Below are 24,301 nucleotides of genomic sequence, written 5' to 3'. Positions count from 1 at the left end.
AACTTGGCTTTTGCCATGATACTGATCCTTTTATTAAATGCACATCAAAAATGCGCACGGTTTAAAACAAAGGGCGTTTGATGAATTTTCGTATTTGAAATAAATCATCAAAACAAAACTGATTCAACCCAATCTGCCAAACCGCCCTACAATCTAAGTTTTATCTTAAAATTGCCCCATAAAGGATAGGCGGATTTGGCAAATTGTCGGTTGTAAAATGCTAAAAATCTTAGCAAAAATTTACTGCCGTACTGCTTGATCGCCTTGCAAAGTTTGCGCTGACAAGCGCATCAAGCAGTGTGCTGGCGGACGAATTACTCGTCGTCGTCATCTTTAGCAGTGAATTTCTTGATGATTTCGTCAGCAACGTTCTTAGGCGTTTCTTGGTATTTTGCAAATTCCATAGAGTAAGTTGCACGACCTTGAGACATAGAACGCATTTGAGTTGCATAACCAAACATCTCTGCCAATGGTACTTCAGCGCGGATTGCTTTAGTACCACCCGGTAGATCGTCCATACCTTGAACCATACCACGACGACGGTTTAGGTCGCCCATGATGTCGCCCATGTATTCTTCTGGAGTTTCAACTTCTACCTTCATGATAGGCTCAAGTAGCGCTGGGCTTGCTTGCATGAAGCCTTTTTTGAACGCCATAGAACCTGCCATTTTGAACGACAATTCGTCAGAGTCCACGTCGTGGTAAGAACCATCGTACAAAGTTGCTTTTACGTTTACTACTGGGTAACCAGCCAAAACGCCGTTTTTCATGCGCTCTTGGATACCTTTATCAACCGCACCGTGGTATTCTTTTGGTACAACACCACCTACGATTTCTTCAGCAAATTCGTATTCCACATCACCTTCTGGATCAAGTGGTTCTAGACGTAGCCAAACATGACCGAACTTACCACGACCACCAGTTTGACGTACGAATTTACCTTCAACTTCAACAGTTGAACGAATGGTTTCACGATAAGCAACCTGTGGCGCACCGATGTTCGCTTCAACGTTAAATTCACGCTTCATACGGTCAACGATGATGTCAAGGTGCAGCTCACCCATACCTGAGATGATGGTTTGGCCAGACTCTTCGTCAGTGCGAACACGGAACGATGGGTCTTCTTTTGCAAGACGGCCAAGTGCGATAGACATCTTCTCTTGGTCGGCTTTGGTCTTCGGCTCAACCGCCAACGAAATTACTGGGTCTGGGAATTCCATACGCTCTAGAGTAATTACGTTGTCGTTGTCGCACAGTGTATCACCAGTGGTTACGTCTTTTAGACCCACGAATGCTACGATGTCGCCCGCACGCGCTTCTGAAACTTCTTCTTGAGAGTTTGCGTGCATTTCAACGATACGACCGATACGCTCACGCTTCATTTTCACAGGGTTGTAAACGCTGTCGCCTTGCTGTGCAACACCTGAGTAAATACGAACGTAAGTTAGGTTACCTACATATTTGTCGTTTTGGATTTTGAACGCAAGACCAGCAAATGGCTCGTCGTCAGATGATTTACGAGTTGCTTTGGTTTCGTCTTTGTCGTCTAGGATACCTTCGATGTCGGCAACGTCATTTGGTGCTGGCAATAGCTCAATCACCGCGTCAAGCATACGCTGTACGCCTTTGTTTTTGAACGCAGTACCGCAAAGCATTGGTTGGATTTCACACGCCAAAGTACGAGTACGCAAGCCTGCGATGATGTCTTCACGAGACAAATCGCCTTCTTCTAGGTACTTGTCCATCAACTCTTCTGAGCTTTCAGCGGCAGCTTCAACCATGTTGTTGCGCCATTCTTCAGCGGTTTCAACCAAATCAGCAGGAATTTCGCCATACTCAAACTTCATACCTTGAGAAGCTTCGTCCCAGATGATTGATTTCATTTCAAGAAGGTCAATCACACCAGTGAAGTTATCTTCTGCACCGATTGGCACAACGATTGGCACTGGGTTACCTGCTAGGCGAGTTTTTACTTGCTCAACCACGCGGAAGAAGTTTGCACCAGTACGGTCCATTTTGTTTACAAACGCAAGACGTGGTACTTGGTATTTGTTTGCCTGACGCCATACGGTTTCAGACTGCGGCTGTACACCACCAACCGCACAGTACACCATGCACGCACCGTCAAGTACACGCATAGAACGCTCAACTTCAATGGTGAAGTCAACGTGGCCGGGGGTGTCAATTAGGTTGATGCGGTGTTCTGGGAATTGGTTTGACATACCTGACCAAAAGCAGGTAGTCGCAGCAGATGCGATGGTAATACCACGCTCTTGTTCTTGTTCCATCCAGTCCATGGTCGCAGCGCCTTCGTGCACTTCGCCCAGCTTGTGGCTTTTACCTGTGTAGAACAAGATACGCTCAGACGTGGTGGTTTTACCCGCATCAATGTGTGCTGAGATACCAATGTTGCGGTATCTGTTTAGGGGGGTCTTACGAGCCATAATTTTTCCTAGAAAAATTCGTCAATGAAATGATAGAGTGAAAGGCTTGGCTTGTGTTTATTCAGTTTAAAAATCTGCTGATTAAACCTATCGTTCGTTGTCATGCGCCAATGATGGTAGCAATTTTTTATGACAGTCTGATGAACCAATCAAGCCTTACACCCACGACTGACACCAAACACGCTGATGCCAGCCGCAGCTTTAATATTTAGCCACTGCACAAAGCAGCATAAAACATTAGAAGCGGAAGTGTGAGAACGCTTTGTTCGCGTCTGCCATACGGTGAACGTCATCACGTTTTTTGATGGCAGCGCCTTTACCTTCAGCAGCGTCATTTAGCTCGCCTGCCAAACGTAGCGCCATTGATTTTTCAGAGCGCTTCGCAGCAGCGTCAGCAAGCCAACGCATGGCTAGGGCAGTACGACGGGAGGGACGTACTTCCATAGGTACTTGGTAAGTAGCACCACCAACACGGCGAGCTTTTACTTCCACCGTTGGGCGAACGCTTTCTAGCACTTCTTCAAAGAAAGCCACAGGATCTTCTACATTACGCTTGGCAGCAACGGTTTCTAGTGCGCCATAAACGATTTTTTCTGCGACTGATTTTTTACCATCAACCATAACGTGGTTGATGAATTTTGCGATGGTTTGGCTGCCGAATTTTGGATCTGGTAGAATTTCACGGGCAGCGACGACACGACGACGTGGCATAATAGTTTCCTTATTTATTCAGGATTGTCTGGTATAAAGCTAGGTTTAACCAGCCTTACTGCATGATTGTGAACATAGGTGATTAACACACATTCTCACAACTATGCACAAGTTCATTAAATACTTTGTCTTAAAGTAATGGATTATCACACTGTCTAAAATCAACGCCATATTTATTAAGTGATTAAAAGTTCAAATGATTGAAAATTCACCTAAAATTTAAGCGTATAATTTAAGGCATGAACGATAATTATGCCTTAGGACGTTTCGCACCGTACTTAGAACGGCCTTGCTTACGGTCTTTAACGCCCGCACAGTCAAGCGCACCACGAACGGTGTGATAGCGAACACCCGGAAGGTCTTTTACACGACCGCCACGGATTAGTACCACGCTGTGCTCTTGAAGGTTGTGGCCTTCACCGCCGATGTAGCTTGATACTTCATAGCCAGAAGTCAAACGAACACGGCACACTTTACGCATGGCTGAGTTTGGTTTTTTAGGTGTGGTGGTGTAAACACGAGTACACACGCCACGACGCTGTGGGCACGCTTGTAGCGCAGGAACTTTTGACTTTTCCTTGATGCTGGTGCGACCCTTGCGGATTAGCTGGTTTGTAGTTGCCATTGGCAATTTCTCCCGTTGATTAACAAATCGCCCATCGCACATAATGCCTGACAAATCAAGCCTTTATGCACTTTTTGGGCGCACTTACCCTATTAGGGACGATGTATTATAGGGCAAAAACCCAAAGAATTCAAGTGCTGATGGCAATTTTATTACACAGATTTATTGTACTGGCGCAGGTGCGCTGAGTAATTTTGGGCGCTCGTGGCGAAACGTCGCCATTGCCGTACCCAGCACTTCATCAATCAGCTGTCCATTATAATGCGCACCCACCGCCACGGACGCCAGCGGCAAAAGTTTATTGAGCCAGCTTGAGTTAAATTTATCCAAATCCACATAATCGGCAAGCTGCAAAAGCTGCTCGGTGTAAGGCTGGGCTGCCAGATGGTTTGCGCCCATTTTGCCAATTTCAGTGCGCAAATCGGTCTGTTTTGCGCTTAAAAGCATACTGTTTCCAAGCGCCAAAGCGGTCATAAGCACTTGTTTTTCTTGAAGTTTTTCTAAATTTGCGCCAGATAACACACCATAAGCCAAACGCACGCCATCTTTGCCCGTTAAAGGCATATCATAAATCATCGCCAGCTGATACACCGACTTTAAAGACACCATCAAAAGCCATGCGCTGTCTGCTACCACGCCTTTTAATCCTGCCAAGCCAGCCACGCCACCCACCACGGCAAGCGCACGGTTTTGATTGGCGATGTCATAGGCAAAATCATCACGCTCTTTGTCGGTGAGCGCACCGAGCTTAGCAAGGCGAATGTCTTTAGACAAATCCTTTGCCGCCCATGCACTTGCCCACGCCGCAAGTTTATCAAACAGCGCATTGGACAAACTTTCAAATGCGGACGCTGGCACGACTTTACCTGCCAATTTTTGCACCTTGGCGATTTTACCGCCGAAAAGCCGCCCTGCCATTTGCGAGCCTTGACGGTGAAATGCGTCTTCGCCAAACTGCGACTGACTTAAATCCACCGCTTGATAAGCGTGCGCATCCTTCGTGCGTGATGAAGTGTACAAATCACCCAAATACGCACCGAGTTTGCTTAAGGTGGCTTTGAGTTTGGGTGGTTTACTTGAGGTAAAAACGCCAGCTTGAGCAAGATCTCGCTGACCTTTGGGGTCGTCAGCCGCATCATTCACATTATTACTCGCAGTCTCATTTTGAGTCATTGCATTATCCTTTTAGGTAGCTTGTATGGGCTTATTATGCGACACACCAACCTCAATATCACCGAAATTTACAAGCGTCATCTTAGCCCAATTTCACATCTCTTCACATGAGAATACTCAAATTTTAACCCAAACGCAATATCCATCATACCAATCCTTGCAAAGTTTATATCTGCAATCGGCAGTACAAAACGCTTGCTCACCATCCTTCTTTCGCCAAACAAACCTATAAAAACATGAATTTAAGACTATTTTTATCAAAAATGATAAATTTTAATTGAAAACGCAAATACAATGTGTATTATATACGCCAAATTATGTCTGCACAATTTAGCACTTATTAATCTTATCAAACGGAGTTACCCCCCCCCCGTGGTTTTTTCAAGTCTAATTTTCATATTTTTATTTTTGCCAATTGTTTTGGCAATTTATTACGCTTTTCCTTCCATTGCTATCAAAAACTGGATTTTAATCATCTCATCCATCATTTTTTATGCATGGGGCGAACCAATTTGGGTGTTGCTACTACTTGCTTCGGCAACGCTTGACTACTGCAATGGTTTATGGATTGAAAAATACAGAAATACCTGGAAAGCAAAACTTGGTATTGTCAGCACCTTAGGATTTAACCTTGGCTGTTTGGCCATTTTTAAATATTCCGGCTTTGTGGTTGATAATATCAATGCACTCACCAATCTAAACATTGCTCAGCCGAGCTTTGCTCTGCCTTTGGGTATTTCTTTTTATGTCTTCATGTCAATTTCGTACACGCTGGATGTATGGTACGGACGTGTTCAGGCTCAGCGCAACTTCGGCTCATTTTTGGTTTATATTGCCAATTTCCATCACTTGGTTGCCGGCCCTGTCATTCGCTATGGACATATCGCTAAAGAAACGATGGAGCGTCGTGTGCGCTGGATGGACTTCCATGCCGGCATCACTCGATTTAGTCGCGGCTTGTTTAAAAAAGTGTTTATCGCCAATACCGCCGGGGCTTTGGCCGAACCTCTTTTACAACAAGACCCTGCAACAGCGACCGTGCTTGGTGCATGGATTGGGGTAATGTTCTACACCTTGCAAATTTATTTTGATTTTTCAGGCTATTCAGACATGGCGCTGGGCTTAGGGCGCATGTTTGGTTTCCGTTATCATGAAAACTTCAGACATCCTTATATCGCCAAATCAATTACAGATTTTTGGCGCAGATGGCACATCTCTCTGTCTTCTTTCTTTAAAGATTATGTGTACATCCCGCTTGGTGGCAACCGCTACCGCCAAGTGCGCAATATTATGATTGTTTGGATGCTAACGGGTTTTTGGCATGGTGCAAGTTGGAACTTTGTGCTATGGGGCTTATATTTTGGTATTTTGCTGCTCATCGAAAAATTCTTCTTAGCTAAAATCCTAAAAGCATCGCCAGCAATTTTCCAACATATCTACGCCTTGTTCTTTATTGTGGTTGGTTGGGCTATTTTCTATTTCACCGACTTAACGCAACTGCTACAACATTTGCAAATTATGTTTGGTCTAACCAATGCGCCTTTGTCAAGCTACAAAGAAATCTCTATTTTGCAGTCAAATATCTACTGGATTGCGTTTGCGCTGCTGGCGTGTATTCCCATCCATCGCAAAATGCAAAATATCCTTGCCGCCAAATGTTCAAGCAGTACGGTTGTGGCTACTGACATGATGCAAAGCGTTATCTATCTTGTGATATCAATTGCATTGCTGGTTGGCAGCACCTATAACCCATTCATTTACTTTAGATTCTAGGGGGTGCTTCATGAAAAACATCATCATGATTCTTAACTCTATGCTCTTTATTGTTGCGTTGGTTGTTGGTGGCATTGCATTTTGGTTTATGCCGCAGCAAACCATCTCAGAAGACGAAAATCGAGAGCTCGCTCCCAAGCCAGTCGCCACAAAAGACAGCGTACTTTCTGGAGAGTACGAAAAAAGCTTTGAAGAGTATTACAATGATCACTTTCCGTATCGCAATCTATGGATTGGTTTTGCCAATCACATCAATACGATTAAGGGAATCAAAAGCCAAGAATTTCGTGTGATTGAGCCTGCCACGCCACCAGCCAGTCACTCAACCACAACACAAAATGCCGCCACAGACGAGGCAGTCAACAAAGAGCAAGATCCGCTAGATTTCGAAGTTGATGATGCAGAATTCAACCGAATCAAAGGCGTGATTGTGGTTGATGGCCGCGTGGTGCAGAATTTTGGCGGTAGCAAAGCAACCGTCTCGCCTTATGCAGACATGCTCAATACATATCGCAATACGCTTGATGCCTCAGTGCGCATGTACGCCATGATGATTCCATCTGGTAGCGATTTTTACTTGCCAAAACAAGTAAATGACGGCATCAAAAAAGAGTGGGAAAATATTCAAATTTTCAATTCTTTGCTTGACTTAGGCATCCTGCCTGTGCCAGCTTACGAAGAAATGTTGCCTCACAGAGATGAGTACATCGCATTTCGCACCGACCATCACTGGACAGGACTTGGAGCTTATTATGCGTACCGCGCCATGGCTCGAACTGCTGGATTTACGCCAGTTGAGCTTGACCAAATGCAAATAGTCAAGCAAGAAAAAAGCTTTATGGGGAGTTTGTATAATTACACTCGTGACCAAGAACTAAAAAAGAATCCTGACTTTCTTGAGTATTACAAACTGCCTAACCACGACGACATTAGCGTCACCATTAACACCAAAAAAATGGATCATAACAACGCCGATGCCGGATCTCCATGGGTATTATTTGCCGAAAGCAGTAATAGCTACGGCGCGTTTTTGGGCGGGGACTATCCTTTGTTACGCATCAAAACCAAAAATACCAGTGGGCGCAAAATCATCGTAGTCAAAGACTCTTTTGGTAACGCACTCGCACCTTATTTGGCAGCGCATTATGATGAAATCTACGTCATTGACTATCGTCATTTTAAAGGAAGTTTGCCTAAATTAATCCAAGATTATCAAGTGACCGATTTGTTGTTTGCATTTAACACATTTGCAGCCAACTCAAATTCCGTGGTAAAATTCGGCACAGCTATGCTCAATCGCTAACAAAATAGCGCTTAATATAGCATACAACACACTTAATCTAATTTAATAACATCAATACAATTATGAAAAAACAACTACTAACACTATCTATGCTTTTGGCTGCAATCCCTGCTGCGGCAAGCCTGACTTACAGCCCAAGCAGCTACAGCACAACACTGCTGACCAACAAGGTTGCCCACAACACAAATACAAAGTTGTGGATACCTGAGTACGAAGCACCAAGCGCTCTTTACAATCTAAACACAGCTGCAAATCGCATTGAGTTTGCCAACGCGAGCACCCTAGGTTCTCTTTTGACAAAATGGCGAGCCAATCAAAATGAGACGCCTATCGTTATTGCACATTTTGGCGACTCTCATGTGCAACCTGGCTGGCAAGTTGCCCCAATCCGCAAAGCATTGCAAACCGCTCGAGGCAATGGCGGACGCGGTATGATTTTTCCTTATACCATCGCCAAACGAACCTATTCTCAAGAAGACTACACCATCACCAGCACAGGTTCATGGCGAACAGCGAACAGTATTCAGCAACCGCCTAAGATTGGCGTTGGCGTTACCGGCTTCGTTGCGGTTACGAGCGACAGCTTTGTAAAAGTTAATTTTAAATTCAAACAAAGTGCTGACACTCTTGGCAACATCAATGCCGCTCTTAACTTTCGTGCAATGAACGGCCGTTATGAAGTTACCGCCTCTAATGGCGTAGCCAGCCAAACCAAAGTGATTGACGCTAATATCGACAACCAAATCCAAAGCGTTAATTTTGAACTGCCTGACACTGACAAAGAATTTAGCTTTACCATTTCTCGTTTGTCAGGCGGCCCAAATGCTGAATTTGAGTTTCATGGCGTGAATCTTGACAACGCCAACATCAATGGTGGTGTGACTTACCACAACCTTGGTGTAGGTGGCGCAAACTTTAAAGCCATCGAACAACAAAAACACTTCGAGCAATTTGCCAGCCTAAATGCTGATTTGGTAATCTTAGATTGGGGCACCAATGACATTCTATACACCAACAGCATTCCAAACTATCTTGAGCGCACGATTCGAAACACCATCCAAAAGGTTCGTGCAATCAATCCTAACGCAGCTATTTTGCTAAGCAGCGTTCAAGAAACTCGCTACAAAGGTCAAAGAACTACCGCTGCTGCGCAATACTCAGAGCTTCTTCGTCGCATCGCTATCGAAGAAAATGTGATGTTTTACGACTGGTATCAAGTGTCAGGCGGCCCAGGCTCAATGCGCATCTTCCAAGACACCGGATATGCCAACCCTAAAGACTCTATTCATCTAAACGGCAAAGGCTACCGAGTCAAGGGCGAGCTATTTGCTCAAGCCTTGGTTGATGCACTAAACAACAACTAAATCTACCTCTTTAGTTACAATCACGAACATTAAGCCTGAATACTCGTATCCAGGCTTAATTTTGTTTTTCAAAAATAACTTTTCTTTTTAAAATAATTTGTTACAATACCTAGATTACAACTGTAAACCAAATCAACTTTAGGAACACACATGAACAAGCGTGTCGTCATCACTGGCGCTGGCATCGTATCGTGCATTGGCAACGACTTAGACAGCGTCAAACAAGCCCTAATGAACGGACAATCTGGACTTAGCTTCAACCAAAGCTACGCCGATAATGGCTTTAAATCGCAAGTCTCTGGCAGCATTGACCCTGCAAGCCTTGACACCACAGGCATTGACCGCAAACTCAAACGCTTTATGAGCGATGCCAGCCTTTTTGCCTACATCAGCGCCCTACAAGCCATCGCCCAATCAGGCTTATCGCTTGACGCCATCGCCCACAATCCACGAGTCGCCATCGTGGCAGGCTCTGGCGGCGCTTCTACCTTTGATGTGGTAAACGCTGTGGATAATATGCGTGAAAAAGGCTTGCGTGGCGTGGGCGCAATGGCAGTGCCAAAAATCATGAGCAGCACCGTATCAGCAACGCTTGCTACTGGTCTAAAAATTCATGGCGCAAGCTACTCCATCTCCAGCGCCTGTGCCACATCAAGCCACTGCGTGGGTCATGCCGCTGAGCTGATTGCGCTTGGCAAAGCAGACGTCGTCATCGCAGGTGGCGGTGAAGGCGAACACTGGACGCAGTCTTGTATGTTTGACGCGATGGGTGCAATGAGTACACAATACAACGACACGCCAACCACCGCCAGCCGCCCTTATGACAAAACACGAGACGGCTTTGTCATCGCAGGTGGTGGTGGCATGCTCGTCATTGAAAGCCTAGAACACGCCCAAGCTCGTGGCGCAACCATCTTGGCAGAGATTGTCGGCTATGGCGCAACGTCTGACGGCGCAGAAATGGTCGCACCAAGTGGCGAAGGCGCGGTGCGCTGTATGCAAATCGCCCTAAACGAAGCTGGGCTTGACAAAGTGGACTATGTAAACAGCCACGGCACCAGCACACCGCTTGGCGACATCACCGAACTAAACGCCATCGCCACTGCCTTTGGCGGCACAGACAACACCCCGCCAATCAGCTCCACCAAATCCATGACAGGCCACAGCCTAGGCGCAGTGGGCGTACAAGAGCTGATTTATTGCGTGCTGATGCTCAATCACGATTTCATCGCCCCAACGATTAACATCACCGACATGGACGATGACGCTAAAGCCTTTGACATCGTAACCACCACACGCAGCGCACGCCTTGAGACGGTGATGAGTAACAGCTTTGGCTTTGGCGGTACAAACGCTGCGGTGATTTTAAAACGCTTTAGCGAGTAAATTTGGTGCTGAATTTATAAGATTGGCAAGATTTCAAGGTTTGCAAACTGAACTTTATTTCACCCTTTCGGCTTGCCAATCAATTTCAAACAATCTTTAAAAACAATCATTACCAATCATCACCCATCACAAAACCCTATGAAAAATAGGGTTTTGTTTTTGGACGTTTTGTCTTACAATTATCGCCATTTTCCGCCTTGTCATTTCACAAAACCATGCACACGCTCACCATTCACAGCACGCTTGACAGTGCCACGCTTACCAGTCTGATTGCCGCACATTTTCCCGCTTGGCAAGTGTGCTATCTGCACAATGACGGCAAGGCGGTGATTGGTATTTTGCCCAAGCGCACATGGACGCTGCTGCCAACAAATGACACGCTGACTTTACACACGAGCAATCGCAGCGCACATTTGAGCGCACAAAACCTTGAAAATCCTTATGATTTTGGGCAAGCGCACCAATCTAGTTATGATGATTTGCGCCAAACGCTGCAAACCTACAGCGACAATTTCACCACACCATCGCCAAGCGCAGCCAGCCATTACCATCACGGACTGATGGGCTTTATCGGCTATGACGTGGCGGCAAATGCGCTCAACCCTGCCATCGCCATCAAAGACGACCAGCCTGCGGCATTTTTTGGGCATTATGACATCACGCTGACACCACTTGACGCATCAGCAAATCAAGGTTTTATGCTAACTATTCACGATTTAGCAAATCAAAGCGCAGCCAATCAAAGCACAAACAGCCAAGCCAAAACGCAAAATCTTGCCAAGCTCATCGCACACGCCATCAATGGCGTCTTAAAAAATCCTGCGCCAAACACGCCAAACGCCAAATTTCACCCAGCGTGGCAAAAGCAGGACTATCAAGCCGCCTTTGAGCGCACGCAGCAATATTTGCACGCAGGCGATGCGTATCAAGTCAATCTCACCCAACGTTGGGACGCTGAAATTTGCGCCCTGCACGCCTATTTGCCTGCGCTAAGCACCACCATGAAAGCACCTTTTGCTGGATTTTTATGCTGCCCTGCGCCGACTGATGGCGTAAATTTAAGCGCAAACGACTTAAAAAACGGTGCTGTCTTTGAGCTGTTGTCGGTGTCGCCTGAGCTGTTTTTCACCTTTTCTTGGCAAGATGGCGCACACCACATCACCACCAAGCCCATCAAAGGCACACGCCCACGCCACGCTGACGCAAGCCTAGACGACAAACTCAAAAACGAGCTTGCCGCAAGCGAAAAAGACATCAGCGAAAACTTGATGATTGTGGATTTATTGCGCAATGATTTGGGCAAATACGCAGGCATTGGTGCGGTGCGCACGCCACAAAAATTCGCCATTGAAAGTTTTGAAAACGTACACCACATGGTCAGCACCATCACCGCCACGATAAGCGCAGACCATGCGCCGCTTGACGTGCTGTTTGGCAGTTTGCCAGCAGGCTCAATCACAGGCGCACCCAAAAAGCGTGCGTGCGAGCTGATTGACGAGCTGGAAATCAGTGCGCGCGGTGCGTATTGTGGCACGTTGGGTTTTTTAAATTTTGATGGTGCAGGGCAATGGAACGTGCTGATTCGCACGCTGCAAGCCACGCACAGCAAGGCGCAGCTGTGGGCAGGCGGCGGCGTAACCGTGCGCAGTGATGGCGATGGCGAATACCAAGAATGCTTTGATAAAGTGGGCGCAATCATCGATGTGTTTGCTAAAATCGGCAAGTGAATCTGAAGGCTGGCAAGTGAATTTGAGCAAACTTGAGAAAATTTTAAGTAATTGACCGGCTAAGTTTTTTAGTGTTATCGTTGTCAAACTTACAAATCACACGTTCACCACGCCAAACACCCAAAACAACCATTACAACAATTCAAAAAACAACAAATACAACCACCAAAAATGACCGTCTCTCACCCTGCAGCCGAGCGCATTCGCACCTTGCGTGTGATGGCACTGGCGTTGTCCGCATTTATTTTTAACACCACCGAATTTATCCCCATCGCTTTATTGTCCGACATTGGCGAAAGTTTTGCCATGCCTGCGCATGAAGTGGGCGTGATGATGACGGTGTATGCGTGGATTGTGGCGTGTTTGTCTTTACCTGCCATGCTCGCCACCGCCAGCATTGAGCGCAAAAAACTGCTGCTGGGTTTGTTTGTGCTGTTTGTCGCAAGCCACGTTTTGACGGTATTTGCGCCAAATTTCACCGTGCTGCTCATCGCACGCGCTGGCGTTGCGCTCTCACACGCGGTTTTTTGGTCAATCACCGCAAGTCTTGTGGTACGTGTCGCCCCAAAAGGCAAGCAAACCAAAGCCTTAGGAATGCTTGCCACAGGCTCAGCGCTTGCCACCGTGCTTGGCTTGCCGCTTGGGCGGATTTTAGGGCAATATTTGGGTTGGCGCACCACTTTTGGCGCAATCGGCGTGGCGGCTTTGCTGTGCATGCTTGTGCTGTGGTGGATTTTGCCGCGCCTGCCCAGCCGTAATGTCGGCAATTTATCCAGCCTGCCGCACATCATAAAAAACAAGCCGCTGCTCATCGTGTATGCGCTGATTGCGCTGATTGTTACGGCGCATTTTACCGCTTATAGTTATGTTGAGCCATTTGTGCTGACCATCAACGGCTTTAGCGCCAATTACGCCACGGCAGTGCTGCTGGTCTTTGGCGCAGCTGGCATTGTGGCAAGCTGGCTGTTTGGGCGTTATTATGAACGCTTTGCCGATGGCTTTGTATGGGCGGCACTCGTTGGCGTGGGATTAGGGCTTGGACTGATGCTCACTTTGGCGCAGTCGTGGGCGATTTGGACAATGCTTGCGGTGGTGTGGGGCGTGAGCATGACTGCCATCAGTTTGGCGTTGCAGCTGCGCACGCTCAAACTTGCGCCAAACGCCACAGACGTTGCCATGAGTTTGTTTTCAGGCATTTATAATGTCGGCATTGGTGGCGGTGCGCTGGTTGGCGGCTTGGTGATTGCAAATATTGGGCTGCCCTTTGTTGGCTATGTGGGCGCAGTGATTGTCATCATCGCTCTGCTGATTTTCGCCTACGGACAACGCTTGGCAAACCGCACTACATAAAATTCACAACACAAACCCACAACCCAAACACACGGCAAATTGACAAAACAAATCGTATTTAAACCAAATTCCACCCCAAGGTTTATTTTCGTCCCAAGGTTTTTTCATTTGCCAAAAAATGCTACAATGCACGATTGATAAGTCTTTTACCAAGTGGTCAAATTATGAATAAAGCCATTAGTTTATTTGGCAAAATGCTCAGCTTTAGCCGCCTAAAAATCCACAGCGATGATATGCAAACGCTACAAGCTGCCATCAACGATCTGATGCAAAACAGCCCCAAAGGCGTGCCTGTGCTGATTGATAGCGATGTGGCGCTGGATTTGGCGCAGTGCTTGGATATTTTGTGGCAAGCGGGATTACAGCCGATTGGCGTCAGCGATGGCGTGCTAAGCGAGCAAGCGCGTGCGCTGCGCCTTGCAATTTTCCCTGCTGAAGGCAAGCGCATTGAGCGCATTCGTCCACGCCGTGATGACGATGGCGAGCGTGCTGGCGTTGCCGTGCCTGCTCACAGCACCCAAAGCGCCCCACAGTCCGCTCCACAAGCCGCCCCACAGTCCGCCCCACAAGCCGCCGAAGCACAAACCGAGCAAGACTTGGCAGCCGCTGGCATGACAGGCATCACGCACACTCAAATCGTGCGCTCAGGTCAAAGCCTGCAGCACATTGGCGGTGATTTGACGGTGGTCGGCAGTGTCAATGATGGCGCAGAAGTCATCACTGATAACAACTTACACATCTACGGCCGTGCGCTTGGGCGTTTGGTGGCAGGCGCAACAGGCGATAAAGACGCGCGCATTTTTTGCCAACGCTTCAACCCATCTTTGGTGTCTGTCGCAGGAACGTACTGCCTGCGTGAAGCCATTCCTGCTGAAATGCTGGATCAAGCCGTGCAAGTCAGCTACGACGAACAAAAAGGCTTGGTATTCACCTTGCTTGACGATCTTTGATGGCGTGAATTTGTAAGCGGATTTGGCGGATTGATTTACGAACAATGCTCAATCCGTTCATCAAAGCTGGCATAAATTGCCCAAATCACAAAAAATTTTGCACAAATCCCAAGAAAAACTTTGGCTTGCCATTTAGTTTGTCAAGGATTTGTGGTATGCTAATGCGGTAAAATTTTTTGCAAATTGATTGCTTTGATTTTTGGGCGCTTTAACCAAATTGACTTAACCAAATCAGCGGTTAAAACTTGACAGTTAAATTTGGCGGTAACAACCTGACGCTAATCCCAGCGATAATCACGCTTTGCCAGCGGTGCCATTTACGCCACTTTGGCAAACGATCCACCGCCAACGCCCAAATAAACGCAATCGCCATGATTTTTAAGGAGTGCCATTGTGGCAAAAATTATCGTTGTAACATCAGGTAAAGGTGGCGTAGGCAAAACCACCACCAGCGCATCGTTCAGCGCAGGTCTTGCCAACCGTGGCTTTAAGACCGTTGTCATTGACTTTGACGTAGGTCTTCGTAACCTTGATTTGATTATGGGCTGCGAAAACCGCATCGTGTACGATTTCGTGGACGTCATCACTGGCAACGCCAAGCTGACCCAAGCGCTTGTCAAAGACAAACAACTAGAAAATCTGTACATCTTGCCAGCTTCACAAACGCGCGACAAAGACGCACTGACTGACGAAGGCGTGGCAGCGGTGATGAAAGAGCTGAACGAACTTGGCTTTGATTACATCGTGTGCGACAGCCCAGCAGGCATTGAGCGTGGCGCACAGCTTGCCATGTATCACGCTGACGAAGCGCTGATTGTTACCAACCCTGAAATCTCATCGGTGCGCGACTCTGACCGTGTGATTGGCTTGCTGCAATCTCGCACCAAAAAAGCCGAAGAAGGCAGCAGCGTGCGTGAGCATTTGATTGTTACTCGTTACAATCCAGAGCGTGCCGCCCAAGGCGAAATGATGGATCTTGACACCATCGCCAACGAAATTTTGCGTGTGCCTTTGATTGGCGTGATTCCAGAAAGCAATGCCGTGCTAGAAGCATCAAACCACGGTCAGCCTGTGATTCACTATCCAGAATCGGCAGCAGGTCAGTGCTATGATGACATCGTGGCTCGCTTTTTGGGCGAAGAACGCCCGCTGCGCCATCTTGATGTGAAGAAGAAAGGCTTTTTCCAAAGATTGTTCGGGGGCTAAGATGAAAAAAGGATTTTGGAGTTCATTATTCGGTGGCAATGACCGCTCAAGCAGTGCCGACATCGCCAAAGACCGCCTAAAAGTCATTGTGGCAAGCTCAAACCGCCTAAACACACGCCTAACTGCCGACCGCATCGAGCAGATGAAGCGTGAAATCCTAGAAGTGGTGAATAAGTACGTCAGCGGCGTGCAGATTGGCGATGTAAACCTAAACCACTTGCACGAAGACAATATTGACATGCTAGAAATGAGCATCAGCCTGCCTGACCGTAAGTGATTGATTTTCTTGTATTGTTCTTGCATTGTTTGCGGTTTAATCAATTTAACTTGACAATGCGTCAGGCTAAATGAACAGACTAAACCAGCAAGCTACCAATTAAGTTCCGATGAAGTGCGAGTTTACCGAGGACCATCATCATCGGAACTTTTTCTTTGTATAAAACTTTACATCAAACAAATATTCAAATCAAAACGCACAAAAAACCACGCCAAAAGACGTGGTTTTTATTTTTCATGCGCTCAAGCACCACACATTCAAGCCACAACGCCCAAATTACAGCGTTTTGTTTGGCGGTAAATTAGCGCATACGCGAGATGAGATTGTCTTTCACGACAAACTGATGATACAAAGCCGCACCAACGTGCGCCGCAATCAGCACCAAAAGCGTCGTCCAAATCAATCCCGTGTGCCATTCATTGAACAAACGTGCCATATCACGGTCAGGCGACACCATCGCAGGGATTTCAAACAGCCCAAATACGCTGGTCGCACGTCCGCCATACATAGACATCAAAAGTCCGCTCACTGGCTGCGCCAACATCAGCACATACAGCCCCAAATGCGTTAGGTGCGACACCGCCGTCTGCCACGCTGGCATTGGTACAGGCGCAGGTGCTTTGGTGATAAAGCGAGTGATGATGCGCAAAAGCGTCCAAATCAGAAAGCTTGCGCCCACCGCCTTATGCAGTCCGATGTAGTCATCGCCCATGTTAATCAGCACCACCGCCCATAAAATCAGCAGCGCGCCCACCCAGTGAAACACACGCACCGCAAGGCTGTATTTGGCAACTGCACTTTTGGCTGTTGTCATGATTTTCTCCTTGATGAGCCGCACACCCATCTTTTGTTCGTTGATAAATTTCTTGATTACTGATTTTAGCGTTACACAATCCGCCATCATAACCCAATTATCCCAAAAAATCCACAATAAAAACGTTGCTTTAATGTATCTTGCGTCCAAATCTAATCCCAACCACCACTTGCCGCCCGTCCAATTCCCAACTTCAAAACCACGCAAGCCCAAACACACATCAGCGCAAGTTTACGCAAAGCAAACACAACATAAAATCACGCCACACCCAAATCATTCGTGCTAAGATAAAAACTTAGAATAATAAACACAGCTTTCATGGCTGGATAATGATGAGTGGGTGTTGATGAATTTCACAACCAAAGTTTTAAATACCGTTTTACGCAGCGTTTTTGGCAATGCCATTAAAATACGCACAGCACAGGCGCGGCAAAATTTCGCACGCTTTGGTCTTGCTTTGCTTGCCAGCGGTGCGCTCATCGCCTGCACGTCTGCCGACACCATCACTGGGCAAGCCACCCAAGAGCAAACTCAAAAACAAGAGCAAAACAAAACCGCTCACACCAAGCCAGCCGACACACAAAGCCCCACCATCAAAGACGACACGGTCATTTTAGATAAATCACAAATCAGCTCGGTGAAAATGACCCGCTATCAGCCACGCATACCGCTTACGGGTGCGCTGATTGCCGGTCGTCAAGTGGCGCTGAGCCTGTCTGATTTAACAAAACTTGATTTGACCAAACCCACACTTAGCGCATGGCATAAAGCGGTAGGCGAGCAAGTAAGCAAAGGCGATACACTTGCCAGCATTACAGACGCTCACGGTAAGACGCACGCCCTGCTTGCGCCTTTTAATGGCAAAGTCATCGCCACGCACATCACGCCTGATGCGCCCATCAGCACAAACGCAGCATTCATCACCTTAAGCGATGAACGCTCGCTAGAATTTGTGGGGCGCTTGCCCAAATTTTTCCATCAGCACATCAGCATTGGCGACAGCGTGCGTTTTATTGCCAATGGTGAGATTGCCTTTGGCGGACAGATTTCACACATTGACGACAGCAGCGATCCGCTTCGTGTGCGTGCCGAACTGCGCCTAAACGAACGTGAACGCCAAACCCTAAAACACACCCTAGAAAATGGCGCACTGCTTGATGGGCAGCTGGAATTTGGGCAAATGCAAGTGGGCGTATTGTTGCCAGATTTTGCGATTTTTGGGGCGGATTTTTCACCGCTGGATTTACAAAATTTAACCACGCCGCCTTTTGTGGCAAACGTTCCTGTCGCTGCTCATGCGTGGGTGATTACCCAAGACCATCGCCTAAAATTTGCGCCCATTTATGTGCTGGAATACCAGCCGAACACGCAGCGATTCTTGGTTACTGGCATGACGGACGACAGCCTTGTAGTGCTGACTGCCCTGCCCAAGCACGCCGATGGCAAACTTGTGCAAGTGCCATGATTGGCAAATGTGTAGCGCATTTGTCTAAAATCGCTACAATCATTCCAGCCAGAAACATTGCTTACAAAAGCGTGATAAAACAGCCACTTGCGCCAAATTGATTGAGAAAAAATCGCAATTTACTACAAAATAATTCTTGTCAAGCGCGCAAAAGATTGGCAAGATATTAGGCAATGTTAAAAATTGCGTCATGCTGACGGTTAAAAGTTGTACAATATTAAAAGCGGCACAATTTTAAAAGTGGTATAATGTTCGTCAGACATTAAAAGCATTTGCCAGTTTTTACCAGCTTTTAGACAAACCAAGCAAACAGTCGCCCAATTTTACACCCTTTTATAAGGCGGTGCTGCGCTCAAATGGTGATGAATTAGCCACTGCAAACGCAAGCAAGCACAGCCCAAATAAGATAACGCATTGTTAAATTTTAAATTTCATTCATAGGAAATCACGATGAACAAACAAATTTTGCTGATTGAAGACGATCCAGATTTGGCAGAACTGATCAGCGATTATCTGTCAATGAACTACTACGAAGTGCATCACGCCGCCACAGCGCAAGGCGGGCTGGACATCTTAGACGCCAAAGAGCGAGACATCAGCCTGATTGTGCTGGATTTGATGCTGCCTGACATGGACGGTATGCAAGTATGCCAAAAAGTGCGTGGCTCAAAAAACGCCGCCATCAACAAAGTGCCAATCGTCATGCTGACCGCCAAAGGCGACACCACCGACCGTGTACTGGGACTTGAAATGGGTGCGGACGATTATATTTCTAAACCATTTGAGCCGCGTGAACTTTTGGCACGCATTCGTGCAGTACTGCGCCGCCACGAAACGCCAAATCAAGTGGACAGCGACACAGGCAGCCTGACTTTTGGGCGTTTGACGGTATTTCCTGACAGCCACGAAGTTACCATTGATGACAAAATCGTGCGCCTAACCACGCACCAATTCCAGCTGCTGCATTATTTCGCCACGCACGCAGGTAAGGTGCTAAACCGTGAACAGCTGTGGCAAGCCATGCCAAATGACGACAGCTCAGAAAACATTGACCGTGCCATTGACGTGCATATTTCACGCCTGCGCGCCTTGATTGAAGACAATCCACGCCAGCCAAAACGCATCATCACCGTGCGTGGCGTTGGCTATCAGTTTGCCACCGATCAAGTGTGATGACACATCATTAAACCAAGCCATCAAGCCGTTTGTTACTTGATGGCTTTTTGGTTGATGGCAAGCATCGCCTTGCATCATTGATGCGCTACATGATGTGCTAAAATTAACACGCTAAATTCGCAAATAGTTGCCAGCGTTTGCTAAAATTTAGTCAAAGATTGGTGTAAATTTGGCGTAAATTTTAGCTTTGCGCAATTTTTATCACTCATTAAACCACACCCCAAACCATAATTCCCACAAGCCCATGAAGCACACACCTGATTCCACCACGCATTTTGGTTTTCGTTCGGTTTTTGCCCGCCTGTTCATCAGCGTATTTTTGGCGTTGGTGGCGTTTGCCATCGCCATGGTGCTGCTTGCCCAGCTGGTGCATAACAATTCCGACAGCGTGCGTTCTCGTGCCATCGCAGGGCAAATCATGACGCAAATCGAGCCGCTTTTGGTGGAATCAGACGAACTGGTGCAGCAAGACAACCGCTTGCAGGCACGGTTTATTTTGGCGGTGGTGAAAAAAAGTTTTGATATTTTCGATGAAAGTTTGAACGCCAAAATCGGACTTTACGCCCCCAATGGTAATTTGGTGCTACAAACCGAAAACAGCGACTTGCCCAAAGAGCTGCGCTACGAGCCGTCTTGGCTGACAAACATCGCACCCGGCATTTTCACGCCCGCCCATCATCATGTGATGGTAGATGGCGCAGGCGGCTACTCGCTGTGGTACGAAAGCCGCACGCCACCAAAAGAGCGGCCTCTGTCAGCGATGTTCAATCTATTTACAGGCACGCTGCTACTGATGATTATCATGACGGCGGTGCTGTGGTGGATTGCGCATAACATCACATGGCGCATCAATCAAATGAGTCAGCAAATGGTGAAGCTGGGCGATGGCGATTTTAGCGTGCGTGTCAGCGAAAAAGGCAATGACGAAATCGCTGCGCTGGCGTACGGCTTCAACCAATCTGCCCAAAAAATCGAGCAACTCATCAATGCCAACAGCCTACTGCTGGCGCACGCTTCGCACGAATTTCGCACGCCCATCACACGCATCCGCTTGCAAATTGAAATGATGGATATGCTCACCCAAAAACTTGGCGATGACGATAAGGCGAAATTTGACAAACGTGCCGCCGCCATCAACCGTGATTTGACAGGACTAAATGACTTGGTAGAAAGCATTTTGCTGGTCAGCCGTCTAGGTGCTGGACACGCCTTGCAAGCCACCGAGCAAGTGGAGCTGGACGAGCTGGTGCTGGCTGAATGTCAGCACTACCCAGAAGCCACGCTGTTTGCCGAGCCTGTAACGATGTCTGCCCAGCCCAAGCTACTCACGCATTTGGTACGCAATCTGCTGAACAACGCCATGATTCACGGTGTGCCGCCTGTGTCAGTGTACGTTTATCAAGCGGTAAACGCCCAAGACGCTGCCAACATTCCTGAAGGCTTAGTAGAGCCTGAAACCCAAAATGAGACAGCTCTTGAAACCAGCGAAGCCAATACAGAAATAGGCGAAACCCATGCGGAAACAGGCGCAGAAATGAGCGCAGACACCAACGCCACGCCACGCAAAAAGCTGCTGGCACGCTTTAGCCGCCAAAAAGACACCAAAGCCGAGCCTGCTTTTGCGGTGCTGGCATTCATTGACCAAGGCGAAGGCATTCCTGTGGATAAACGCAGCGATATTTTCAGCCCCTTTGTGCGCCTAAAACAAGAAAAGAAAGGCTCAGGCTTAGGCTTGTCTTTGGTGTCGCAAATCGTAGAAGCGCACAGCGGACAAATCAGCACCGACACTTGGCAAGGCAAAACACGCTTTTTGGTCGTGTTGCCGCTCAAATCTCGCCAAGCGGACAGCAAATCCGACAAAGCCGACAATAAAACCGAAAAAAGCGACAGCAAGCAAGCGGACGACAAGCCAAGCGACTGATTTTTTACCGCCCAGTTTATCATCTTAACTTACTATCTAAACTTACAATGAAACCTTGCAAAAAAAACCGCCCTTCTTCACAAAAGGCGGTTTTTTATTTCAATCACTGCAATCGCTGCGCTTAGGGCGTGGTGCTGACGGCTGGCGATTGGGTTGGTTACTCAGCTTGAGTTTGGGTTTGAGTTTCGGCTTGCTCTGGCGCAGCCGTTTCGCTTTGGACGATGTCTTTTGCGTCAAACATCAGCGTTGCCGCTTCACGCACGAACGCTTCGCTTTCTGGCAATTTCGGACGCTCGTTTTCTTTCATTGCCGCACGCTCTTCGGCCAGTGCGTCAAGATTCGCCTGATAAGTGGCAAAACTTGTAAAAGGCGCTTCGCCTGTGGCTTGGCGGCGTGCATTTTCAGCGATGAGCGTGCGCTGCTCGATGTTTTTCGCCTTGGCACGGCGCTTGTCAATGTCAATATCGGCAGGCAATTTGTCATCGTCAAGCGCACGAATGGCGTTCACTTGTGATAAATACACAAACTGCGGATCGCTCTTTTGGCGCGCTGCCGACTGCGCCGACAACGTCTCAATCAACTCAGGCGCATAGCGGCCTTCTGGCTTAAATGGCGTGGTTTTGATGGTGTCCCATTCCAAAGGATTTTTATATTCACGCTCGCCAAATTCCATGCCTTCGTAAATATTCACCAGCTCAATGTCAGGCACTACGCCTTTGTTTTGGGTGCTGCCGCCAGTAACACGGTAGAATTTACGCTGAGTGAGCGTGGCACTGCCAAGCGCCACGTCATCACGCTGTACTTGCGCTGAGCCTTTGCCTGTCGTGGTGCTGCCCACCACAAGCCCACGCCCATAATCTTGAATCGCCGCCGCAAAAATCTCAGACGCAGATGCCGAACCCAAATTCACCAGCACCACCATCTCGCCTGCGTACAGCTGCTTGCCGCCATCACGGTCTACATACACCTGCACGTTGCCTTGGTTATCACGAATCTGCACCAGCGGCCCTTGCTTTAAGAACAAGCCCAGCATTTTCACCACTTCGTCCAGTGAGCCACCGGGATTGTTGCGCAAATCTACCACCAAGCCATCAATGTTTTGCTGGTTTAGCGCCTTGAGTGCTTTTTCGGTGTCAAGACTGACTGAGCGGTAATCTTTAGCGTCCGCGCCACTGCGGCGCGCCTTGAAATTCAAATAGAAACTTGGAATTTCCAGCACGCCCACACGTTTGGTTGTGCCTTGATGTGGCACGTCAATCACACGATGATGCACGCCTGACTCTTCTTGGGCGATGACATCACGCACGATGGTTACGTTGCGTGCGCTGGAATCTGGCGTGTTTGGCTGCTTGACTTTGATGGTTACGGACGTGCCACGCTTGCCACGAATCACCGCCACAATCTCACGCGTACTCCAGCCCACCACATCTACCATCGGCTCGCCATCTTGCGCCACGCCCAAAATCAAGTCATTGGCACGGATTTGTCCTGTTTTTTGGGCAGGGCCGCCATCCACCAAGGTTACGATGCGTGTATAATCAGGGTTTTTGCGGTCTGGACGGATGGACACGCCGATGCCTTCAAGCTGTAAATTAGACTGAATTTGGATTTCGTTGGCTTGTACTGGCGCATAATAATTGCTGTGTGGATCGTAAGTTTGCGTGGCGGTGTTTAAAATCGTCTCGATGATTTCATCAGGCTTCATGCGCTCAAGCTGTTGCTGCTGGCGGTTCAGACGATTTTTTAGAATTTCTGTTGGCGTGCGCTCTTCGCCACGCACCAAGTCTTGCCCACGCGTCAGCTCAGGATTTTCAATGAACGCCTTGTCTTTTTTTGCGTCATTTTCTTGGGATAAGGTCAAGCCAATCAGCGAATAAGTGATTTGATTTTTCCAATATTGACGCTGCTCATCTTGGCTTTGAAAACGTGGCGCTTCTTCACGGTCAAGCACGATGGTCTCGTTCGTATTTAGGCTCACGCCCTGATCCAAAAGCGCTTTGGCATAGTCATAATACTCGTTGGCGCGCGTACGATAACGCTCGAACACTTCCACGCCTGCACTCAAATCGCCACGCTTTAGCCGCTCGGCAAAGGTGTCGCCATATTTGGCGGTAAACTCGTCCACGTCCGCTTGCAAAAGCAGCGTGCGTGAGCGGTCTAAGTCGTCAAAATACATCTCAAGGATTTTTTTGCCCATCTCACGATTTAAAGGCTGATCCAAATAATGCGCACGATCAAGCAGCAAAGAAATCTGACGCGCGGTTACTTTTTGCTCCACGCTCGGCTCAAATCCGACACGGTCTGCCGCCGTGGCAACCATCGCATAGCCTTGCGCCAGCAGTACGCCCACAATCGCCGCCGACACACCTGAAAGCATGAGTTGTTTTTTCATAAATATTCCGTTTTGGTTTGATTTTGTTTGTGATTTATGCCCAAAGCACCTTGTCATTTGCGCTGACAATTATCCACGCCAAATACAAATGCTAAGAAAAATTCTCATTATCATACCACATTCCATCTTTCTTGTCTGATGGTTTTTGTGGCGAAAGTTTGCTTGTTTTACAATGTTGGCGCACTTGGCAAAAATCAAGACACGATTGGCAAACTTGCCAGCCCGCGAATTGACAGGTAAATTG

At 47.7% G+C, this 24,301-nt stretch carries 19 protein-coding genes; 13 read left to right on the top strand and 6 right to left on the bottom strand.

What is annotated here, in order from left to right:
• Window positions 1-314 precede the first annotated feature (314 nt).
• A complete protein-coding gene (fusA, locus tag B0181_RS00250; RefSeq protein WP_078275492.1) occupies window positions 315-2,444 on the bottom strand; it encodes an elongation factor G in 2,130 nt (709 codons plus the stop codon).
• A gap of 53 nt (window positions 2,445-2,497) precedes the next feature.
• Between fusA and B0181_RS11990 the strand changes: the two genes are divergently transcribed.
• On the top strand, window positions 2,498-2,656 hold the full coding sequence (locus B0181_RS11990) for a hypothetical protein (protein ID WP_158078911.1): 159 nt from the start codon (window positions 2,498-2,500) through the stop codon (window positions 2,654-2,656).
• Between the two features lie 25 nt (window positions 2,657-2,681).
• Here the strand turns inward: B0181_RS11990 and rpsG are convergent, their stop codons facing one another.
• The 3 genes from rpsG to B0181_RS00235 form a co-directional block, all read right to left on the bottom strand.
• Window positions 2,682-3,155, bottom strand: a complete 474-nt coding sequence (rpsG, locus tag B0181_RS00245) for a 30S ribosomal protein S7 (protein WP_036364066.1) — start codon at window positions 3,153-3,155, stop codon at window positions 2,682-2,684.
• Between the two features lie 250 nt (window positions 3,156-3,405).
• On the bottom strand, window positions 3,406-3,780 hold the full coding sequence (gene rpsL, locus B0181_RS00240) for a 30S ribosomal protein S12 (protein ID WP_078275491.1): 375 nt from the start codon (window positions 3,778-3,780) through the stop codon (window positions 3,406-3,408).
• Window positions 3,781-3,942: 162 nt separating this feature from the next.
• Complete coding sequence (locus B0181_RS00235; RefSeq protein ID WP_078275490.1) at window positions 3,943-4,953, bottom strand: EcsC family protein; 1,011 nt, start codon at window positions 4,951-4,953, stop codon at window positions 3,943-3,945.
• Window positions 4,954-5,325: 372 nt separating this feature from the next.
• Here B0181_RS00235 and B0181_RS00230 point away from each other — a divergent pair, with 372 nt between their 5' ends.
• The 9 genes from B0181_RS00230 to minE all read left to right on the top strand — a co-directional run bounded on the left by B0181_RS00230 (window position 5,326) and on the right by minE (window position 16,289).
• Window positions 5,326-6,726, top strand: a complete 1,401-nt coding sequence (locus B0181_RS00230; RefSeq protein WP_078275489.1) for an MBOAT family O-acyltransferase — start codon at window positions 5,326-5,328, stop codon at window positions 6,724-6,726.
• Between the two features lie 10 nt (window positions 6,727-6,736).
• Entirely contained in the window at window positions 6,737-8,029 is a 1,293-nt protein-coding gene (locus B0181_RS00225) for a DHHW family protein (RefSeq protein WP_078275488.1), read from the top strand.
• Between the two features lie 62 nt (window positions 8,030-8,091).
• Window positions 8,092-9,393, top strand: a complete 1,302-nt coding sequence (locus B0181_RS00220) for a GDSL-type esterase/lipase family protein (RefSeq protein WP_078275487.1) — start codon at window positions 8,092-8,094, stop codon at window positions 9,391-9,393.
• A gap of 150 nt (window positions 9,394-9,543) precedes the next feature.
• Window positions 9,544-10,779, top strand: a complete 1,236-nt coding sequence (locus B0181_RS00215; protein WP_078275486.1) for a beta-ketoacyl-ACP synthase II — start codon at window positions 9,544-9,546, stop codon at window positions 10,777-10,779.
• A gap of 215 nt (window positions 10,780-10,994) precedes the next feature.
• Window positions 10,995-12,506 (top strand): anthranilate synthase component I family protein, encoded by a 1,512-nt coding sequence (locus B0181_RS00210; protein ID WP_078275485.1) that lies wholly within the window; start codon window positions 10,995-10,997, stop codon window positions 12,504-12,506.
• 171 nt (window positions 12,507-12,677) lie between these two features.
• A complete protein-coding gene (locus B0181_RS00205; protein WP_078275484.1) occupies window positions 12,678-13,856 on the top strand; it encodes a sugar transporter in 1,179 nt (392 codons plus the stop codon).
• 164 nt (window positions 13,857-14,020) lie between these two features.
• Window positions 14,021-14,806: a septum site-determining protein MinC gene (gene minC / locus B0181_RS00200; protein ID WP_078275483.1), complete on the top strand. Its 786-nt coding sequence runs from the start codon at window positions 14,021-14,023 to the stop codon at window positions 14,804-14,806.
• A 393-nt stretch (window positions 14,807-15,199) separates the two neighbouring features.
• Window positions 15,200-16,012 carry a septum site-determining protein MinD gene (gene minD, locus B0181_RS00195; protein ID WP_078275482.1) on the top strand — a complete coding sequence of 271 codons (813 nt, stop codon included), beginning with the start codon at window positions 15,200-15,202 and terminating at the stop codon, window positions 16,010-16,012.
• 1 nt (window position 16,013) lies between these two features.
• Entirely contained in the window at window positions 16,014-16,289 is a 276-nt protein-coding gene (gene minE / locus B0181_RS00190; protein WP_078275481.1) for a cell division topological specificity factor MinE, read from the top strand.
• A gap of 301 nt (window positions 16,290-16,590) precedes the next feature.
• Here the strand turns inward: minE and B0181_RS00185 are convergent, their stop codons facing one another.
• A complete protein-coding gene (locus B0181_RS00185; RefSeq protein WP_078275494.1) occupies window positions 16,591-17,103 on the bottom strand; it encodes a cytochrome b in 513 nt (170 codons plus the stop codon).
• A 346-nt stretch (window positions 17,104-17,449) separates the two neighbouring features.
• Here B0181_RS00185 and B0181_RS00180 point away from each other — a divergent pair, with 346 nt between their 5' ends.
• From B0181_RS00180 to B0181_RS00170, 3 genes are all read left to right on the top strand, one after another.
• Window positions 17,450-18,568 (top strand): biotin/lipoyl attachment domain-containing protein, encoded by a 1,119-nt coding sequence (locus tag B0181_RS00180; RefSeq protein ID WP_078275480.1) that lies wholly within the window; start codon window positions 17,450-17,452, stop codon window positions 18,566-18,568.
• Window positions 18,569-19,018: 450 nt separating this feature from the next.
• A complete protein-coding gene (locus tag B0181_RS00175; RefSeq protein ID WP_078275479.1) occupies window positions 19,019-19,741 on the top strand; it encodes a response regulator transcription factor in 723 nt (240 codons plus the stop codon).
• A 247-nt stretch (window positions 19,742-19,988) separates the two neighbouring features.
• Window positions 19,989-21,665, top strand: coding sequence for a HAMP domain-containing sensor histidine kinase (locus tag B0181_RS00170; RefSeq protein WP_078275478.1), 1,677 nt, complete (start codon window positions 19,989-19,991; stop codon window positions 21,663-21,665).
• Window positions 21,666-21,822: 157 nt separating this feature from the next.
• On the opposite strand, the gene B0181_RS00165 is transcribed toward B0181_RS00170, so the two are convergent.
• Window positions 21,823-24,057 carry a carboxy terminal-processing peptidase gene (locus B0181_RS00165; RefSeq protein WP_078275477.1) on the bottom strand — a complete coding sequence of 745 codons (2,235 nt, stop codon included), beginning with the start codon at window positions 24,055-24,057 and terminating at the stop codon, window positions 21,823-21,825.
• Between the last annotated feature and the right edge of the window lie 244 nt (window positions 24,058-24,301).

It is taken from the genome of Moraxella caviae, from assembly GCF_002014985.1.
Classification (GTDB): domain Bacteria; phylum Pseudomonadota; class Gammaproteobacteria; order Pseudomonadales; family Moraxellaceae; genus Moraxella; species Moraxella caviae.
The sequence above is the reverse complement of the archived record's forward strand: the minus strand, read 5'-3'. Positions and strand labels throughout refer to the sequence as shown.

What these genes read in the sequence shown, in the direction of transcription:
- fusA (WP_078275492.1), bottom strand. Translation starts at nt 2,444, where the DNA reads ATGGCTCGTAAGACCCCCCTAAACAGATACCGCAACATTGGTATCTCA.
- rpsG (WP_036364066.1), bottom strand. Translation starts at nt 3,155, where the DNA reads ATGCCACGTCGTCGTGTCGTCGCTGCCCGTGAAATTCTACCAGATCCA.
- rpsL (WP_078275491.1), bottom strand. Translation starts at nt 3,780, where the DNA reads ATGGCAACTACAAACCAGCTAATCCGCAAGGGTCGCACCAGCATCAAG.
- B0181_RS00235 (WP_078275490.1), bottom strand. Translation starts at nt 4,953, where the DNA reads ATGACTCAAAATGAGACTGCGAGTAATAATGTGAATGATGCGGCTGAC.
- B0181_RS00225 (WP_078275488.1), top strand. Translation starts at nt 6,737, where the DNA reads ATGAAAAACATCATCATGATTCTTAACTCTATGCTCTTTATTGTTGCG.
- B0181_RS00220 (WP_078275487.1), top strand. Translation starts at nt 8,092, where the DNA reads ATGAAAAAACAACTACTAACACTATCTATGCTTTTGGCTGCAATCCCT.
- B0181_RS00215 (WP_078275486.1), top strand. Translation starts at nt 9,544, where the DNA reads ATGAACAAGCGTGTCGTCATCACTGGCGCTGGCATCGTATCGTGCATT.
- B0181_RS00210 (WP_078275485.1), top strand. Translation starts at nt 10,995, where the DNA reads ATGCACACGCTCACCATTCACAGCACGCTTGACAGTGCCACGCTTACC.
- B0181_RS00205 (WP_078275484.1), top strand. Translation starts at nt 12,678, where the DNA reads ATGACCGTCTCTCACCCTGCAGCCGAGCGCATTCGCACCTTGCGTGTG.
- minC (WP_078275483.1), top strand. Translation starts at nt 14,021, where the DNA reads ATGAATAAAGCCATTAGTTTATTTGGCAAAATGCTCAGCTTTAGCCGC.
- minE (WP_078275481.1), top strand. Translation starts at nt 16,014, where the DNA reads ATGAAAAAAGGATTTTGGAGTTCATTATTCGGTGGCAATGACCGCTCA.
- B0181_RS00185 (WP_078275494.1), bottom strand. Translation starts at nt 17,103, where the DNA reads ATGACAACAGCCAAAAGTGCAGTTGCCAAATACAGCCTTGCGGTGCGT.
- B0181_RS00180 (WP_078275480.1), top strand. Translation starts at nt 17,450, where the DNA reads ATGAATTTCACAACCAAAGTTTTAAATACCGTTTTACGCAGCGTTTTT.
- B0181_RS00175 (WP_078275479.1), top strand. Translation starts at nt 19,019, where the DNA reads ATGAACAAACAAATTTTGCTGATTGAAGACGATCCAGATTTGGCAGAA.
- B0181_RS00170 (WP_078275478.1), top strand. Translation starts at nt 19,989, where the DNA reads ATGAAGCACACACCTGATTCCACCACGCATTTTGGTTTTCGTTCGGTT.
- B0181_RS00165 (WP_078275477.1), bottom strand. Translation starts at nt 24,057, where the DNA reads ATGAAAAAACAACTCATGCTTTCAGGTGTGTCGGCGGCGATTGTGGGC.